This window comes from Dyella tabacisoli (assembly GCF_003350925.1).
Classification (GTDB): domain Bacteria; phylum Pseudomonadota; class Gammaproteobacteria; order Xanthomonadales; family Rhodanobacteraceae; genus Dyella_C; species Dyella_C tabacisoli.
Genome location: NZ_KZ857180.1, coordinates 102,939 through 121,139, shown reverse-complemented (window position 1 = coordinate 121,139; position 18,201 = coordinate 102,939). Strand labels below are relative to the sequence as shown.

At 60.7% G+C, this 18,201-nt stretch carries 11 protein-coding genes; 7 read left to right on the top strand and 4 right to left on the bottom strand.

All coding sequences use genetic code 11. From position 1 onward, the window contains the following. Positions 1–42: 42 nt before the first annotated feature. The 3 genes from DVJ77_RS16720 to pgmB form a co-directional block, all read right to left on the bottom strand. Positions 43–1,272 (bottom strand): MFS transporter, encoded by a 1,230-nt coding sequence (locus DVJ77_RS16720; RefSeq protein WP_114846651.1) that lies wholly within the window; start codon positions 1,270–1,272, stop codon positions 43–45. A gap of 144 nt (positions 1,273–1,416) precedes the next feature. Then, positions 1,417–3,966 carry a TonB-dependent receptor gene (locus DVJ77_RS16715; RefSeq protein ID WP_114846650.1) on the bottom strand — a complete coding sequence of 850 codons (2,550 nt, stop codon included), beginning with the start codon at positions 3,964–3,966 and terminating at the stop codon, positions 1,417–1,419. Between the two features lie 93 nt (positions 3,967–4,059). Then, a complete protein-coding gene (pgmB, locus tag DVJ77_RS16710; protein WP_225428051.1) occupies positions 4,060–7,212 on the bottom strand; it encodes a beta-phosphoglucomutase in 3,153 nt (1,050 codons plus the stop codon). A 308-nt stretch (positions 7,213–7,520) separates the two neighbouring features. Between pgmB and DVJ77_RS16705 the strand changes: the two genes are divergently transcribed. Beyond that, the gene (locus tag DVJ77_RS16705) at positions 7,521–8,480 is read left to right on the top strand and encodes a LacI family DNA-binding transcriptional regulator (RefSeq protein WP_114846649.1); all 960 of its coding nucleotides are present in this window, start codon (positions 7,521–7,523) and stop codon (positions 8,478–8,480) included. 166 nt (positions 8,481–8,646) lie between these two features. On the opposite strand, the gene DVJ77_RS16700 is transcribed toward DVJ77_RS16705, so the two are convergent. Next, positions 8,647–10,275, bottom strand: a complete 1,629-nt coding sequence (locus tag DVJ77_RS16700) for a sensor histidine kinase (RefSeq protein WP_225428050.1) — start codon at positions 10,273–10,275, stop codon at positions 8,647–8,649. Positions 10,276–10,903: 628 nt separating this feature from the next. Here DVJ77_RS16700 and sucC point away from each other — a divergent pair. The 6 genes from sucC to DVJ77_RS16670 all read left to right on the top strand — a co-directional run bounded on the left by sucC (position 10,904) and on the right by DVJ77_RS16670 (position 18,117). After that, positions 10,904–12,067 carry an ADP-forming succinate--CoA ligase subunit beta gene (sucC, locus tag DVJ77_RS16695; RefSeq protein ID WP_114846648.1) on the top strand — a complete coding sequence of 388 codons (1,164 nt, stop codon included), beginning with the start codon at positions 10,904–10,906 and terminating at the stop codon, positions 12,065–12,067. Between the two features lie 11 nt (positions 12,068–12,078). Beyond that, the gene (gene sucD / locus DVJ77_RS16690) at positions 12,079–12,951 is read left to right on the top strand and encodes a succinate--CoA ligase subunit alpha (RefSeq protein WP_114846647.1); all 873 of its coding nucleotides are present in this window, start codon (positions 12,079–12,081) and stop codon (positions 12,949–12,951) included. Between the two features lie 515 nt (positions 12,952–13,466). After that, positions 13,467–13,991, top strand: a complete 525-nt coding sequence (locus DVJ77_RS16685) for a Csu type fimbrial protein (protein WP_114846646.1) — start codon at positions 13,467–13,469, stop codon at positions 13,989–13,991. 14 nt (positions 13,992–14,005) lie between these two features. Further along, positions 14,006–14,725: a fimbrial biogenesis chaperone gene (locus DVJ77_RS16680; protein ID WP_114846645.1), complete on the top strand. Its 720-nt coding sequence runs from the start codon at positions 14,006–14,008 to the stop codon at positions 14,723–14,725. Between the two features lie 11 nt (positions 14,726–14,736). After that, positions 14,737–17,130 carry a fimbria/pilus outer membrane usher protein gene (locus tag DVJ77_RS16675; RefSeq protein WP_114846644.1) on the top strand — a complete coding sequence of 798 codons (2,394 nt, stop codon included), beginning with the start codon at positions 14,737–14,739 and terminating at the stop codon, positions 17,128–17,130. 24 nt (positions 17,131–17,154) lie between these two features. Further along, positions 17,155–18,117 carry a Csu type fimbrial protein gene (locus DVJ77_RS16670; RefSeq protein WP_114846643.1) on the top strand — a complete coding sequence of 321 codons (963 nt, stop codon included), beginning with the start codon at positions 17,155–17,157 and terminating at the stop codon, positions 18,115–18,117. Positions 18,118–18,201 lie beyond the last annotated feature (84 nt).

Genomic DNA, 18,201 nt, shown 5'->3' with positions numbered 1-18,201 from the left:
TCAACGGCGCATTGCTCGCCGGGCTTCTTTCGCGGGCGGGAGCTATTTTGTCGTAAGGCCGCCGGCACGATCGGTTTCGCGCTTGAAGAAAAACAGTGCGATCAACACCAGCGACATCGGCACCAGCGAAAAATAAAAAGCGTGGATGCCGCCGAAATTGGCAAACACGATCGCGGTGATACGCGACCCTAGCGTGCCGCCGAGCGCGGAGAAAATAACGATCAGGCCGGTCATCGCCGCATGTGCGGGTTTGGGTAGCGAACTGAGCGCCACCGAGTTGATGACCGGATAAATCGGCGCCATCAACAAGCCGATCAGCGGAATCAGATAAGCGGCGGCCGGTGCGTTGAACCAGTTCACGTCGGCACGCGCGACGACATCGCGTGCCAGCGGCAAGGTCAGCACCACCAGCAAACCCATGCCGACGACGCAGAGGTTTAGCAGGATATGCCAGGGCACCCGCCGCAGCACTTGGCCTGCGCCGATGCGGCCCAGTGCGGTGGCGCCGGCGAGAATGCTGGCGAGCTGGATGCTCATCGCATTGGGCAGTTTGAGAATCTCGTTATTGAAGGTGGGCAGCCAGGTGCCGAAGCTTTGTTCGATCAGTACGTATAGAAAGGCCGAAATAAGAAACACGTAAACCAGCGGCCGTAGAAACAATTGCAGCATTTCGTTGAGCGAGCCGCGAATCGAGTTTTTGCCGCCGCTATGTGCTGCCGATTCGTCGAGGCGCGAGGTGGCGAGCAAAACAATGACCAGGCCGCACAGTGCTGCAAGCAGCCAGTAAACATTCAGCCAGGTGGGGTTGGTCGGTGCGTCATGATCGATGAAGGCGCTGAACAGCCAGCCGCTGATCATTACCCCGAGCATGAACAGCCCTTCGATGGTGTTGGTGAGCCGGCTGTGCTCGGTCTTGTCATGGGTCAGCAGGCCGATCGACGAGTACACGCCGACCTTGGCCAGCGCGAACGAAATACCGATACAAGTGAACAGCAGCTCGGCGGTATGAAAACCCGGATACAGCGGCATCAACATGCAGGCGCAACCGACGATTGCCAGCGCCAGCATCATGGCGCGTCGATAACCCAGCAAAGGCAGAAAGGATGCGACCAGAAACGAGGTGATCGCGATGGGCAGATCCTTGAACAATTCGAGCAAGCTGGCCTGCGGTTTGTCGATGTTGAAGGTGTGGATGGATTGCAGGATGACCGTGCCGACACTGTTAAGCAGTATCGCGAAGACCATATAGATCAGTGCCAGCGCGGCGATCATGCGGAATCGATTCACAGCCACCTCGATGCATAACAAAAAGGGTGGTCCAGGCCGTTATAGGGTAGCCGGCCTGGACCACTCGTCGGGGAGGGGCCCCGGTAACTTATAAACCCGTACTTATAAACGTGTACTCATGACTTGTACTTAGAACTTGTACTTGACCTGGAAATTGACCTCGCGACCTTCCAGCGGCCGAGCCAGGATGACACCGTCACTGCCGGAGGCGGAGCCGAAAATGCGCGAGTTGCTTTCGGTCAGGCCCAGCTCGTTGGTGATATTGGTGCCTTGCAAGCGCAGCTCCCAGTTCTGTTCGACATTGGCGACCACGCCGAAATCCCAGGTGTGATAGGTGCCCAGTTGCTGCAGGCCCGATTGATCCTGCGTATGCGAGCCGACATGCGTATAGGTTACGAAAGCGGTGACATCGCCCCAGGAGAACGGGATCTTGTAGCTCGGGGTAAACATGTAGCGAAACTTCGGCTGCCGCTGCAATTGCACGCCGTTGATCGGTGCGCAGCCGTTGCCGGCTACCGAATTCACATACGGGATGCAGCCGGTGTAGTGCGAGTAGTGGCCATCGAGATAGTTGGCGACCAGTTGCAGCCGCAGGTGATCGATAGGCATCACGGCACCACTGAGGTTGACGCCCTTGGAGTCCGATCCGTACAGCAGTTGCTTACCTACCGGCACGCCCTGGCCGTCGGTCGGTTGATAGGTCAGACCATTGAACTGTTTGTGATAAACGCTGATATCGGCGTAGATCAGGTCCGACTGATATTTGAAACCCGCCTCGAAGTTCTGCACCTTTTGCAGTGGCGCTGTATTGCCGGTGGTATTGCCGCGCAAGGCGTTGTCGAAATCGCCGAAGTGCACGCCCTTGTTCACGCGGGCGTACACGCTCATGTTGTCGGCCAGCTCGTAGTTGGCGCCGACTGTCCACGAGGTATGTGTCTTGTCGTAGTCGGTGGTGGAGAAGGTGCCGTTACACACGGGCACCGAATTGTTGTAGAGCGTGAGCGGGTTGTGATCGAGATCGACATTGCTCAGATTGCAGACGCGATTGGAGGCGTGCTGGTTTTCCAGGCGCGCGGAAGCGTCGAACAACCAGCGGTCGATGCGCCACGAATCGGACAGGTAAAACGCCTTGTTGGTGGCTACGCCGTGCTCGGTGATGTTGTAGCCGCCATTGTCGAGCAGGCCCTGATTGTCGGTGACGTAGTAGGTTTGCCCGCCCTTGTTGTAGGTCACCGTAATCGGCCGGGCATTGGGCGTATTGCTCATCAGCATCTGGTTGCCCAGCGCCCATTTGTCGTCGTCGGTGTAGTGCGCCAGATACAGGCCTGCGGTCAGCGTATTGCCTTCGAACAGCTCTTTGCTCAGGCGGAAATCGTTGTTGATGTTTTTCAGGTGTTTGTGGATATACCACCAACCCTGATGGATGACGCTTTGATTGGGATCCACCGCGCCGCCGTTGACGTAGTTGGCGGTTGCCGCGCCAGCGGGAAGGACCAGCCCGCCAAAACCGGCCGGGGTGTTGTAAAGCATGTCGTTCAACGAGGCCGGATTGGATCCCGAGAACAGCGCATTGGTATCGACGTCGCCGCCGTTGAGCAGAAACTTGTCGGAGATGGACCAGCCATCGCCCAGGTCGTAATCGAAGTTGCCGCCGAAAAAGGTCATTTTCGCGCCGCGACCGTTGGCCAGATTGGCATCGGTGCCGCCGCCGGGATAGCCGGCCAGATGCACGTGCTGGATGGCCTTGGAGTAATACGTGTCGGTCAGCGGATCGAAGCCTGGATAGGCGGAAAATTTATCGCTGCCGTGCTGGATCAAGGGGATCGGCGTGATGAATTGATTCTTGTCGTCGAGCAGGCGGGCGTACAGCATCAGCGAGCCGTTGGTGCCGATGTCGTGCGATACGGTGGCGGTGAACTGGCCGCCCTTGTCGGCTTTGAATTGCGGCGAGCGCACGCCATCGGAGGTGCGCCAGAAACCGCCGACGCTGCCATACCAGCCCTCAGCAAGCTTGAAGCCGTAGAAGCCATCGGCGCGCCACAAGCCCTCCGAACCATAAGTGATGCCGACGCTGCCGGTGGGTTTGGCGGAGCCTTGTTTGAGGATGAAGTTCGCGGTGGCGCCGATCTGGCCGTCGCCGAAGACGACCGAAGGGCCGCCCTGCAGAATTTCAGCGCGCTCGATCGTGTCGTCGAGGCGGAAAATCGTCGATTGCTCGAAGAACGATAAGGTCGGCATGCCATAGAGCGGCGAACCCATCATCTGCATGGTGAAGAACGGCGCGTCGCCGCCACCGGGGAAGCCGGCGATTTCAACGTTCGCACCGGTCTGGCCACCGGTGGATTCAGGCCACAGGCCGGGCGCGATTTTCAGCAGATCGGCCGTGCTCTTCGGGTTAGCTTGTTTGATCTGTTCGGCAGTAGCTGAGGTAATCGAGAAGCTGGCGTCGATTTTTCGTATGCCGCCTACGGTCGGGGTGCCGGTCACCACAACTTCTTGCAGCGTTTTGGTCGACTTGGCGTCAGCCGCTTGCGGCGCCCCCTTGTTGGCCGTCGAGGTGTTGCCTTGTGCTTGCGTGTTGTCTTGCGCAGATGCGTTTTGCGAGACCAGGACGCCAGACATCAAGCTGGCGGCAATGGCCGCCGATAGCGTCAATCGGGTCAGTGACTTGTTATGCATAAACCTTACTCCCCACCCAGTTTTTGTTATCGCGCCGCATGAAGCGAGGCGACTCCCCCGGTTCGATTGCCCGGTTCGATGACTTCGGTCTGATTACCCCAGTTCGCCGTTTGAATCGGTTTTGAAAATGCTGATGTCGAACGCGGCGACGCTCGGCAACAGCACATCTGCATCGGCTAGTGCTTCGTGCAAGCCAACACCTACCGCCGTCATCCCCGCGGCACGCAGGCTGGCAATACCTGCGGCAGCGTCCTCTACGCCCAGGCATGCGCTTGGCGCGATACCAAGGCCGCTGGCCGCTGCCAGAAAAATTTCCGGATCAGGTTTGGAGTGGACAATGCGGCTGGCATCGACCACGTAATCGAACAGTTCGGTGATGCCTAGCCGCTGCAGCAACATGGGCGCGTTGCGGCTGGCCGAGGCGAGACCGATCTTTAGACCTGCGCGGCGTGCTGACTCGATCGCGGCGCGCGCGCCCGGTAGTAGATCCTGCGGACCCATGTCGGCGATCCTGGCTTTGTAATAAGTATTCTTTCGTTCGGCCAGCGCGGTTTTTTCCGCGTCGCTGTAAGCGTGTTGACTGCGCTCAAGCAGCAGCGCCAGCGAGCCCATGCGGTCGACGCCTTTCAGCCGCTCGCCAAGGCTGTCATCGAATGGCACGCCGATCTCGGCGGCAAGCTGCCGCCATGCGGCATCGTGCGCCACGGCGGTGTCGGCAATGACGCCATCGAGGTCGAAGATCACCGCTTGCAATGGCTGCGTCAGGCGGTGGCGCGAGGGTGCGGGCATGCTGTGCGCTAGCCGCAGCGATTCGCCGCTGCGCAAATGCTTGGCCTGGCCGTGATGGCGGAAATTGAGTTCGATGCCGCGACTCAAGGTGTAAGTCACGCCATCGCGGTCGACCGCGACACGCAACTGCACATCGCGCCAACGCAGGCCGAAGCGATAGCCGCGCCATGCGTCAGGCAGGCGCGGGGCCAGTGACGGCAGGCCATCGATGACGCGCAGGCCACCGAAGCCCCAGGTCAGCGCCAGCCAGCTACCGGCCATGGCCGCCATATGTACGCCGTGCGCGGCATTGCCGTGCAAATCGTCCAGATCGACACGCAGGGTGTCTAGAAAATAGCGATAGGCTTTCGCCGCCTCACCGATTTCAGCGGCGATGACGCTGAAGGTCGACGCCGACAAAGTGGAGTCGTGCACGGTGACGCCTTCGTAGTAATCGAAGTTGCGTCGTTTGGCATCGCGATCGACCGTTTCGCCGGCCAGCATCAAGGCCAATAAGGTATCGGCCTGCTTGCATACCTGGTGACGATAAATGCTTAGCGGATGCAACTTCAGCAACAACGGGCGCTTGGCGTGAGCATCCTGGTGATCGACATCGACATCGACATCGACATCACCATCGGCATGGCGCAGACGCGGCTTATCGAGAAAGCCGTCGTCCTGCGGAAAAATGCCCAGTCGCGTGTCTACAGGCAAGTACATCGCTTCGGCAGCGCGACGCCATTTGGTGATTTCGCCCTCACCGAGTTCGATGCGTGCGCATAGCGCGGCGTAGGCGGCGGGGGCGCTGTTGAGCATCCAGAGCGCCGTTGCGGCGGCATCGCGCAGATGCCGTTGGGCCATCCGGTTGGTGTAGTGATTGTTGTCGACCAGGGCTGAGTATTCGTCCGGTCCGGTGACTTCGTGGATGCAGAAAGCGCCGCCGCGACGCGGATTGAAGTGGCCGATATCGAGCCAGATGCGCGCGGTCTCGAACAGCATCTCGGCGCCGTGCTTGAGCATGAATTCGTGATCGCCGCTGGCATCGACATACAGGCGCACGGCCCAGGCGACGGCAGCGTTGATGTGGTACTGCGCCGAGCCACCGGGGAAGTAGGCCGAGCACTCGTCGCCGCTGATCGTGCGCCAGGCGTATAGCGCGCCGCGTGGATGGTTCAACTCGCGCGCGTGCCGGCGCGAGCGATCCAGCGTGCGGTAGCGGTAGAGCAACATGCCGTGCGCCAGCTCGGGCGCTAGATTGACCAGGGCCGGCAGCATAAAAGCTTCGGCGTCCCAGAAATAATGGCCTTCGTAGCCCTCGCCGGTGAGCCCCTTGGCGGCGGCGCTGCTGTGGCCGTCGCGGCCGCTCGATTGGAAAACGTGAAAGAGATTGAAGCGCAACGCTTGCTCGATCTGCGGATCGCCGTCGATAGCCAGATCGGTGTCCTGCCATAGCTTGGCCAGGATCTCGGTCTGGCGGTCGAGCAGGGTGGCGTAACCATGTTGAGCCGCGCGCAACAGGCTGGCCTCGGCGCGCGCCAGCAAGGCGCCATCGCTATCGGTTCCGTCTGGTTGGGTCCAGGCGTAGGCAACGTATTTTTCCAGCGCAATCGTCTGGCCCGGCGCCAGGGTGCCGGCATAGGTCTGGGTGACGCCATGGGCGCTGAGATGGGCCTGGCGAAAGCTCAGCTCCGAGCCCGGCCAGGCATGGGCCTGCGCGCAGGCCAGGCGAATGCCGCTATGGGTGGTTTGTTGCTGCAGCCAGGCTTGAGCTTCATCGGCGCGGGCGTTGCCGGTGTTCAAGCCGCCGTCCAGGCGTGCGCCGATGCGTGGGTCCAGCCCTTGCTCGGCGGCGGCGCGGGTCGTGCTGATAGAGGATTCGAAGCTGATCGGCCCGTGGTAATCGATGGAGCGCACTTGATAGCGGATGGCGAGCAGGCCCGGATCGGCCAGGCTAACGATGCGCTCGGCCTCGATCTCCAGAGTCGCGCCGGTTGGCGAGCGCCAACGCAGGCGGCGGCAATAACGGCCGTTGCGTAGATCTAATGCACGCTCGAAATCCAGCCAGTGCCCTTCGCCGAGTCGCACTGGCGTATTGCCCAGGCGTAGCTGGATACGGGTGGCGTCGGCCACTGGGATGCGTGTATCGGTATGACTGGCAAAGCCGGGGAAGCGCTCGTGGTACTCGATCGGCGTGCGCTCCCAGGCGGCGGCGAGAAAGCTGGCCTGGGTGGGGCTGTCGCCCTCTTCCAGTCCGCCGCGCACGCCGAGTGCGCCGTTGGCCAGCGCGAACAGGCTCTCGTCCTGCGCAAAGCCGGCCGGGTCGATGCCATGGCGGGTCAGTAGCCAGGGGTCGATCGGCTTGCCGTCATGGGGTGCCGATGCGTTGACTGACTCTGATTCGTGATGATCCAACATGCGCTCCCGGCGATCCAAGGTGGTTTCGGCGGCGAGCTTGGCAGCAAATGATATCGGTATCAAGATATCGATATCATTTGCTGCGACGCAGTAATAGCATGGCTTGGCAGAGCGGCTTGGAGCGAAAGCGAGGTGCTATTGCCGGCTGAGTCAGGGCGGCGGCAAGCGCTGCCTCGATGGGTAAGCAGGGGGCTGGCGCGTTTCTGGTTGGACGCATCGCACTCAAATCGACACACTGCGCGCCATGGCGGCGGATCAGTTCGCCGTGTCGCAGCATCTTGAAAATAGTCCGGGGCCAGCTCTTGAGTCGCAGTCAGAAATCGCAGCCAGCCAAGCGAAGTGCGCGTGATGCGTCATCGGCGAGCCTGACCATGGCCGATCTGGCGGATCTCGCTGGGGTCTCGAAAATCACCGTGTCGCGGGCGCTCAGCGATAGCCCGCTGGTCAATCAAGCCACCCGCGAGCGGCTACAGGCGCTCGCACGCGAACACGGTTACAAGCTCAATCTCAACGCGCGCAACCTGCGCCTGCGCCATAGCTATACGGTGGCGGTCATCGTGGAGATGAAGCCGAGCAACGACCGCACCATGCTCGACCCGTACCCGTTGACCCTGCTGGGTGGCATCTCGCAGGAGCTGACCGCTGCCGGTTATAGCGTGTTATTGACTACGCGGCAGGGTGCTACCGCGGCGGCGGTGCAGGCCGCCGACGGCATGATTCTGTTGGGTCAAGGTGTGCATCAGGATGCGGTGCGTCGTTTCGACAAGCTGGGTTTGCCGATGGTGGTGTGGGGCGCTCATGGCGATCATGACCACCATGTAGTGGTCGGCAGCGATAACCGCGCCGGCGGCCAGATCGTCGCCGAGCATTTCACGGGGCAGGGGCGACGCAATCCGGTTTTTATCGGCAACCCCGGCCATCCCGAGATCTATGAGCGCTTGCATGGTTTCGTCGATGCGCTGGCACTACATGGGATCAAGCCGCTGCTGATTCGCCGCGACGAATTTACCCTGGCCTCGGGCATGGATGCGATCGATGCGTTGGCCGCACGTAAAGTCCCTTTCGACGCAGTGTTCGCCTGTAGCGATTTGCTGGCGATGGGGGCGATTCGCGCGCTGAACGCGCTGGGCCGCAAAGTGCCGGATGACGTCGCTGTGGTCGGTTACGACGACATGCCGCTGGCGGCGAGTTTCCTGCCGCCGCTGAGTTCGGTGCGACAAGATTGGCAGGCCGGCGGTACCCAGTTGGCGCGCAAGGTGTTGGCGCTGATTAAGGGCGAGGAAGTGGAGTCTGAGGTGTTGCCGGTGGAGCTGATAGTGCGGGGGACGTGAGTTAAGAGCGGGGAACGGGGAATGGGGAACATGCAGACTGATGGGTGCTTGCAGCGCCGCGTTCTTTTTTGATTTTTCTTTGTTTTTTCTCTTGCTTTTTTGCTCCTGCTTCTTAGGCCGTTCCCCGTTCCCCGTTCCCCGTTCCCCGTTCCCTAGTCCCCGCTCCCTAGTCCCCGTCATCCATCCCCTTGCTGCGATGCGCTGGCGTCAACATCAATCGAAAGCAACTGCCGCCACCGGCTACGCGGACATATTCCAGCGAGCCCTGGTTTGCCTCGCTCATCTGCCGGGCCAGATATAGGCCTAGTCCGGTGCCGTATTCATGGGTGGTGTAGAACGGTTCGAAGATTTGTGCCGCGACCTTGGGGGCGATGCCTGGGCCGCGGTCGATCACCTCGATGATTGGCACGCCGTGTTCGCCATGCCGCGCCACCACCATGACACGCGCGGGTTCGCCGGGCAGGCGGCCGTAACGCAGTGCGTTTTGCACCAGGTTCCATAGCACTTGTTGTAGTTGCTGCGGGTCGGCCACGGCGGCCACGGGTTGCTCGCCGGCAATCACTCGCAGCGAATCCACGCCGAGGTCGTTGCCTTGGCGGTACTCCTCCGCAAAGCTGTGTGCCCAGCGGCCAAGGTCCAGCGTTTCGGGGCGTGATCGTTCGCGCCGCGACAACTGCAAAATGTTTTCGATGATGTCGTTGAGGCGAATGCAGTGGTTGTTGATGATCTCGACCATGCGCTGGTCGGTCAGGCCGAGGTCGCTCGACTCGGCCAGCAGTTGCGCCGAGTAGCGGATCGCCGCCAGCGGGTTGCGGATTTCATGCGCAATCGAGGCCGATAGCCGGCCCAGCGAGCTAAGTGTCAGCTCTTCGGCGCGACGCGACAGCAGCGAGGTGTCATCGAGAAAAATCAGTACGTGCGAGTCATCGTTGGGCGCCAGGCGGGCGAAGCGCGGCACGACTTCGGGCACGCCGTCGGCAAGCTGGGTGGCGGTTTCGTTCAACTTGCCTGAGGTGATCCAGTGATACAGCCGGCGCGAGAGTTCCGGGGCGAGTTGGCCGAGGTCGCGCTGATCGGCGGAGGGGTTGCCCAGCAGCATCCAGGCCGATTCGTTGATCTGATGGATGCGATTGGCGTCGTCGACCAGCAACACCCCGGTCTTCATGCGGCGAATAATCAGTTCGTTGACTTGCGACAGATTGGCCAGGTCGATGCTGCGTTGTTCGGCCAGTGCCTCGGTGGCGCGCAATTGCCGATTCAATACATAGCAGAGCAGGGTGCTGGCGAAATAAGCCAGGCCAAACAGGCCCGACTCCAACAGCTCGCGATCCATATCCGTCTTCGGCAACTCAAGGGCCGAGTGACCGAGCATGCCCAGGGTGGCGAGTGCGGCAAAAAACAGCGACAGCCGTAGCGGCAGGATCAGCGCGCCGGCACTCAGGCTCACCACCAGCATCATCGAGATGCCGATGCGTGCGTCGTGTATGGCCGTTACCGCCAGCACTGCCGTGATGATGTCCACCACCAGGGTGGCCGACACGATCAGTTTGCTTCGCGAGGCGACGCGGCGAGTCAAGATCAGGGTAAGTGCCGCAAACACCAGGTAAGCCACGGCCAGCGCATGGGCGAGGCCGATATTGCTGAGCCTGGGCCACTCCTGCGTCGGGCTGAAGGCCAGTGCGGAGTAGATCAGCGCCTGTACCAGCCGAAAGTAGTTGAGAAAAAACAGCTCATGGCGCACCGGCTCAGTGGCGGGTTGGGCACTGGTAAAGGAGGGGGGCGCGGCTATAGGCACCTGGCTTGGGACTCGGCTGGCTGAAAGGGCGAGAGTATTAGGAACGGGGAACGGGGAATAGGGAATGGGGAATGGGGAACGTGCAGGCTGATGGGGCCTTGCGGCGCTGCGTTCTTTTTTTGATCTTTCGTTGGTTTGAAGGCGGGGAATGGGGAGCGGGGAACGGGGAGCATGAAGTTTGAGGGGATGTTGTGGCGCCGCGTTCTTTTTTGATTTTTCTTTGTTTTTGCTCTTGCTTTTTCGCTTTTGCTTTTTAGGCTTTTCCCCGTTCCCCGTTCCCCGTTCCCCGTTCCCCGTTCCCCGTTCCCCGTTCCCCGTTCCCCGTTCCCCGTTCCCCGTTCCCCGTTCCCCCCAATCCCGCTCTAAGCATCGCGCTCAAAGTGAGTCGCCCCCTGGCTGAACGCGGCGTTTTTGTTCCCCGTTCCCTGTTCCCCGTTCCCCAGCCCTTTCAATCAGCCCCCGCTTCCGCGAAAATGCCTGGCCGTACTACGCGGTTTTAGTCGTGCTGGACCATGACTGACACGGTGTACTGCCTGCCGGCAGCGCGCTAAACCGCCGTCCGTTCCCCCGCCCACGCCGCTTGCATCCGCGTGCGGCCGACACGTTTCCCCGTTCGCTGAGGTATCGAATGAATTTCCACGAGTACCAGGCCAAAGAGCTGTTCGCGCAGTACGGTATTGCCGTGCCGCCGGGCAAAGTAGCCAACTCTCCCGACGCCGCCGTCGATGTCGCCAAGCATTTGGGCGGTTCGCAATGGATGGTCAAGGCACAGATCCACGCAGGTGGCCGCGGTAAGGCCGGCGGCGTCAAGTTCTGCCGTAGCCTCGATGATGTCCGTGCTGCCGCCAAAGGCATGCTCGGCACCAATATGGAGACCTACCAGTCTGCCGGCCGTGCCTTGCCGGTGAATCTGGTGCTGGTCACCGATGCCACCAACATCGCCAAAGAGCTGTACTTGTCGATCCTGGTGGACCGCGACACCAAGGCCATCTCGTTCATCGCCTCCAAGCACGGCGGCGTGGACATCGAGCAGGTCGCCAAGGACACCCCGGAAGACATCCACACCGTGGTGATCGACTTCGTTGAAGGCCTGCAGCCGTACCAGTGCCGTCAGCTCGGTTTCGCGATGGATCTGAACACCAAGCAGGTCGGTCAACTGACCAAGATCATGCTGGGCCTGTACAAGCTCTTCAACGAGCAGGATCTGGCCCTGGTCGAGCTGAACCCGCTGGCCATTCTCGAAGACGGCAACCTCGCCGCCCTCGACGGCAAGGTCAACTCCGACGACAACGCTGAATTCCGTCACCCGAACCTGGCCGTCATGCGCGACCTGAGCCAGGAAGACGCCGCCGAAGCCGCTGCCGTCACACACAACCTCAACTACGTGACGATGGACGGCACCATCGGCTGCATGGTCAACGGCGCGGGTCTGGCCATGGCCACCATGGACGTAATCAAGCTGGCGGGCGGCGAGCCGGCCAACTTCCTCGACGTTGGCGGCGGTGCCACCAAAGAGCGCGTCACCGAGGCGTTCAAGCTGATTCTCTCCTCCGACAAGGTCAAGGCCATCCTGGTCAATATCTTCGGCGGCATCGTGCGTTGCGACCTGATCGCCGAAGGCATCATCGCGGCCGTGAAGGAAGTGGGTCTGAAAATCCCCGTAGTGGTGCGCCTGCAGGGCACCAATGTCGAGAAGGGCCGCGAACTGCTGGCCAACTCCGGCCTGGCGATTACGCCGGCTGATGATCTCAACGACGCGGCGTACAAAGCCGTGGCTGCGGCCAAGGCCTGAGGAGCAATCGAATGAGCGTTTTGGTCAATAAGAACACCAAGGTGATCGTGCAGGGCTTTACCGGCCAGCAGGGCACCTTCCACGCCGAACAGGCACTCGACTACGGCACCAAGGTCGTCGGCGGCGTGACTCCGGGCAAAGGCGGCAGCGAGCACATCGGCTTGCCGGTCTTCAACAGCGTGAGCGAAGCCGTTGACGAGACGGGCGCCGATGCGTCGGTCATCTTCGTGCCGCCGCCGTTCGCGGCCGACTCGATCCTCGAAGCGATCGATGCGGGTATTCGTGTAATCGTGGCGATCACCGAAGGCATCCCGGTGCTCGACATGCTGCGCGTGAAAAACGTGTTGCAGCAGCATCCTGAAATCGTGCTGATCGGTCCGAACTGCCCCGGCATCATCACTCCGGGCGAGTGCAAGATCGGCATCATGCCGGGTCACATTCACAAGCCGGGCAAGGTCGGCATCGTGTCGCGTTCGGGCACCCTGACTTATGAAGCTGTGTTCCAGACCACCAACGAAGGTCTGGGCCAGTCCACCTGCATCGGTATCGGTGGCGATCCGATCAACGGACTGAGCTTCATCGACTGCCTCAAGCTGTTCCAGGACGATCCGCAGACCGAAGGCATCATCATGGTCGGCGAAATCGGCGGCAGCGCCGAGGAAGACGCGGCCGAGTTCATTGCCGAATACGTCAAAAAGCCGGTGGTCTCGTTCATCGCCGGCGCTTCGGCGCCTCCGGGCAAGCGCATGGGTCATGCCGGCGCGATCATCTCCGGTGGCAAGGGCACGGCAGCCGCCAAGTTCGCCGCGCTGGAGAAGGCTGGCGTCACCACGGTGAAGTCGCCTGCCGATCTGGGCAAGACCCTCGCCAAGTTGATGAAGTAAGCCGTACCAGAGTTAGCGATCGCAATAGATCGAATTGAAGGGGTCGCGTTTTCGCGGCCCCTTTTTTTGCGGCTTTCGTTCTGGGTGCGCCTCGTGATGCGTTGAGCGCCAATTTTCAGATAGCCGAAAATTGGCGTCATCGACATGCATCTGATCTACGGGGTTTTGCGGCCTCGCGTCGAATGATCGCCGGGCGGCTTATTTTTATCTCGGTGTCGCTAACTGTCGCCGATGGCTGCTGCGTCCCTGCATGAAATGACGCGCCAATTAGTTGTCAATGAAAAATGTTATTGAGTCGTGAAGATGGTCGCTTATACATTAGTACCAAGGTCAATTAATGCGGCTTAATGAGCATATTCGATAACTCATTCGGATAACCGTTAAGGGCAGTGCTTGACATGGTTGGTACATGCGAGAAAGATCTGTAGCGCGTGACTCTTTAAATTGAGTGGGCGCATTAAAAGCAATAATCGGAACGTAAAGAGAACGTATCCGCAGGCTACGGGGGACCGCTAATGACGCGTAAGCTGATTTGCTCCGCTCTTGTCTTGACGCTGTGCACTGGATCGCTTCTTTCGCCGGCTTACGCCGCCGTTTATTCCAATGGCACCGCCACCGCGACGTTTCTTGTATCGCTGACCTTGCAGGCTAACTGCGGGATTACCGCCAATCCGCTGAATTTCGGAACGACAGGCGTGTTGACCGCCGCGGTCAACCAGTCAAGTACGTTGTCGATCACCTGCAGCAATACCACGCCCTATAACATCGGTCTCGATGCGGGCACGGTGGCCGGGTCGACCGTCGCCGCTCGTTTGATGGCGGGTACGACCGCCGGCAATACCGGTACCACGGTGGCGTTTGAGCTGTATCAGGACTCGGGACACCTGACACTGTTCGGCAATACCCAGGGCACCAATACCGAGGCCGGCACGGGCAACGGTTCGGCGCAGACGGTTACGGTTTATGGCCAGGTGCCGACGCAAACCACGCCCAAGCCGGACACTTACGATACGACGGTTACCGCAACGGTGTATTTCTGAATCGGCGGCTGCCGATGCGACGCACGCTGTTCCTGGGATGGCTCATTACGGCATGCGCAACGGCGCATGCCGCTTCGTTGCAGATTTCCCAGGTCATGATCGAGTTGCGCGCGAACGAAAATGCTTACGGCATTACCTTGCGTAATCCCGGTGAGCAGCCGCTGTATGGGCAGGTGCGGGTGTTTCGCTGGGATCAATCCGTCGACGATGATGCGCTGACACCCACGCAAGATCTGATGGCGAGTCCGCCGATTCTGCAAATTGCGGCGCAAGGCGAGCAGCAGGTGCGCTTGATTCGCCGGGATGCTCAGCCGGTCACGGCGGAGCAAAGCTACCGGATTCTGATCGACGAAATTCCACCGCCGGAGACCGCCGCCATCAACGGCGTCAATATTCGATTGCGTTATTCGGTGCCGGTTTTCGTCGAACCGCCCGGCGCGCCGGGCCAGCCGATACTGTCATGGCAGGTGTTGCGTGATGATCGTGGCTGGCTGCTGCGCGTAAGCAATACCGGTAGCCGGCGCGGTCAGATCGGCACGGTGCAATTGACTACCGCGGCTGGCAAGACCTACACCGTCGGCAAAGGCTTGCTCGGCTATGCACTGCCGGGTCGTACGCGGCAATGGAAGGTCGATGTGGACGAAGGCGCTGATATGCGCGGCACGCTGAAACTTCGCGCTTACGTCAATGCGCTCCCGCTGGAGGCGCTAGTAAGCATCGATCCGCGGCTTTAGCCGCGCATCCCATGCTGCTCATCGCGCGCCAGCGATCGCATGCTCTTGGCACGGCGATCGTCGCGTGGTGCTTTGGATTAACACGCTGGCCGTACTTGGCCGGTGTTGCGCTGCTGACCTTATTGGCGTGGCCGTGCGTACATGCCGCCACGCCGACGTCGTTTGAAGCGATGGCCCGGCAGCCGTACGAGGTCTATCTCGAAGTCTCTCTCAATGGAGTGCGCATCGCGTTGATTTCCCGTTTCCGCATCTTGAGAGGCAGTCTTTACGCGACGGGGCGCGATCTGAATGCGATCGGCCTGGCGACCGATAAACTAGGTATTGCCGATGCCGCCGAAGTTTCGCTGGATGATATGGCCGGCTTGCGTTATCACTACGACGACGCGCATCAAGTGGTTGAGATCAACGTGCCTGACGGCATGCGTAAACCCTACACGTTCGATACGCGCCAGCTATCGAAAGTACCCACGGCGGCCTCGGGGCGCGGGCTGGTTCTCAACTACGATGCGTTCGCCCAAAGCGACTCAGGCGAGCGGCTGGCGATCTGGAGCGAGCAGCGTTATTTCGACCCGGCAGGTGTTTTCAGCAACACTGGCATAGCCTACTTTTACCGTCATGACGATCGGTATCTGCGCTTTGACACGTCATGGAGCAGCTCCGATCCCGGCACGCTGCGCACGATGCAGTTCGGCGACACGATTTCGTCGTCGCTGGCGTGGTCGCGTTCGATCCGCTTGGCCGGTTTTCAGTGGCGCAGCAATTTCGCGTTGCGCCCCGACTTGATTACCTTTCCAGTGCCGATGTTATCCGGCTCCGCTGTGGTGCCCTCGTCGGTCGATCTTTACATCAACAACGTGCGGCAATTCAGTACCGACGTGCCTAGTGGACCGTTCGTGTTCAACAGTGTGCCGGGCATCAATGGTGCCGGTCAGGCCACCTTGATTACTCGCGATGCGCTCGGGCGTTCTGTCGCGACCTCATTGCCGCTGTATATCGATACGCGATTGCTGGCGAGCGGCCTTTCCAGTTATTCGTTCGAGGCGGGGTTTCTGCGCCGTAATTATGGCGCGGCATCGTTCGACTACGACTCGAGGCCCGCCGGCAGCGGATCGATGCGGTACGGCGTCAACGATGCGCTGACAGTCGAGGGGCACGCCGAAGCAACCCATGGCCTTATCAATGCCGGTGGCGGTGCGCTGCTGCGAGTAGGCGCGGTAGGGGTGCTCAATGGTTCGGTCGCGGCCAGCGGCGGCCGGCTGACGGGTACTCAGGTCAGCCTTGGCTATCAGATGATCCATGCGCGTTTCTCGGTCGATGCGCAGACCACGCGCGCCTTTGGCCATTACGGCGATCTGGCGGCGCGCGATGGTGCGCCGGTACCCACGGCGATCGATCGGCTGACCGTGACCTTGCCCTTTTTCAGCAACCAGAACCTTGCATTGAGCTATATCGGTTTCAAGCTCAGGGGGAGCCAGGCGTCGCGCATCGGCTCGATGTCCTACGCGGTGAGTTTCGGCAACCTGCTGTCGTTGAACCTCAGCGCCTTTCAGGATTTCAAAAAACATGACTCGCGCGGCATCTTTCTAGGGGTGAATATCGGGCTGGGCGACAACACCTCGATCAATACGACGGTGGGCCGGCAGAACGGTCAGTCGTACTACAACGCCAATGCCATTCGGCCGCCGGACTATGGCGGCGGCTGGGGCTGGGGTTTGCAAGCTGGGCATGCCGCCAACGTGAACTATCGTCAGGCGCAACTGCAATATCTGGGCGATGCCGGTCAGCTTATCGGCGTTGTGCAGGACCTCGACGGGCACACGACGGCATCGCTCGATGCGCAGGGTTCGCTGGTGTGGATGGATGGCAGCGTGCAGCCGGCGCGACATATCTACGATGGCTTTGCCCTGGTGTCGACGGACGGCGTGGCGGGCATTCCGGTGCTCGATGAAAACCGCGTCATCGGCAAGACCGGCAGCGGCGGTCATTTGCTGGTGCCCGATCTCAATGCCTATCAAGACAATCGAGTGGCGATCGACAGCATGAATCTGCCGGCCGACATGCATATCGGCACCACCACGCTTGAACTGGTCCCGCAGGCGCAATCGGGCGTGCTTGCTCGATTCCCGATTAGCCGTGAGGTAGCTGCCTCGGTGATTGTGCACGATGCCGCCGGCAAGCCGATGGCGCCTGGCACACGCGTGCATCACCTGGAAAGCGGTACAGATACGGTGACCGGTTACGACGGCCTGGTTTTCATCAGCGGCCTGCAAGCCGTGAATCATCTACAGATCGATGGCGAGGCAGGGCATTGCGAGCTGAGTTTCACCTATCAAGCGCCGGGCGATCACAGTATGCCGACCATCGGGCCTGTGACTTGTGGTGCATCAGCGGGGCATTCGCCATGAAGCGTCCACCGTGAAACGTCCACCATGAAACGTCTAGCGTACGGTTTGCTGCTGTGCTTCGCGCTGTTGCTTGGCGTCGGGCGCGCTCATGCGCAAAGCTGCTCGGCGGTGGCGACCAGTATTAATTTCGGCACGGTGAGCCCGATCGCGCTCAGCGCCGTTGCCGCCACCAGCACGGTCACGGTGACTTGTACCTGGCCCTTGGTAAGCCTGACGCCGTCGGCCTTGGTTTGCCTCAATCTGGGTACCACCAGTCCGCGCAGCATGGTCAACGGCGCCAATAGCATGCAATACGACCTGTATCAGGACGCCGCGCATTCGTTGCTATGGGGTTCGACCGCCAACGGCACGACGCCGATATCGCTGACCTTGGCCAAGCCGCTGGTGGGGACGACGGTGAACCAGGTCGTGACGTTTTACGGATTGATTGCCGCCAATCAGCCCACGGTGCCGTCCGTCGCCAACGGCAATACGGTTTATAGCCAGAATTTCAGCGGTGCGCTGACCGCGCTCAATGACGTGTTCTATCTACTCGGCTCGCCAACCTGCGCCTCGCTCAGCACGCCGGCCTCGACCTTTACGTTCACCGCCTCGGCCACTGTGACGAACAACTGCACCATCAGTACCACCAATGTCGCTTTCGGCAGCACCGGGATACTGAGTGGCACGCTGACCGCCACGGGATCGATTTCCGCGCGCTGTACCAACAACGATGCGTTTGAGATTTCATTGAACGGCGGCAACAGCGGCAATGTGGCGGCACGCTCCATGCCGCGGCAAGGCGGCGGTGGCGCGATCAACTATCAGCTTTATACCGACGCGCCCCGCAGTATTGTGTGGGGCGATGGCACCGCCGGCACCAGCATGGTGACCGGCACCGGCTCGGGAAATATTCAAACCATCAACGTGTACGGGGCCGTGCCGGCGCAGGCCACGCCGATGCCGGGCAACTACAGCGACACGATCACGGCCACCATCGCTTTTTAAGAGCCGGTTCAAGATCGCCGGGCCACCCTCTTGTCTGCGGCCCGATGCACTACCATTGAGCACTGATCGACCCGACACAAGAAC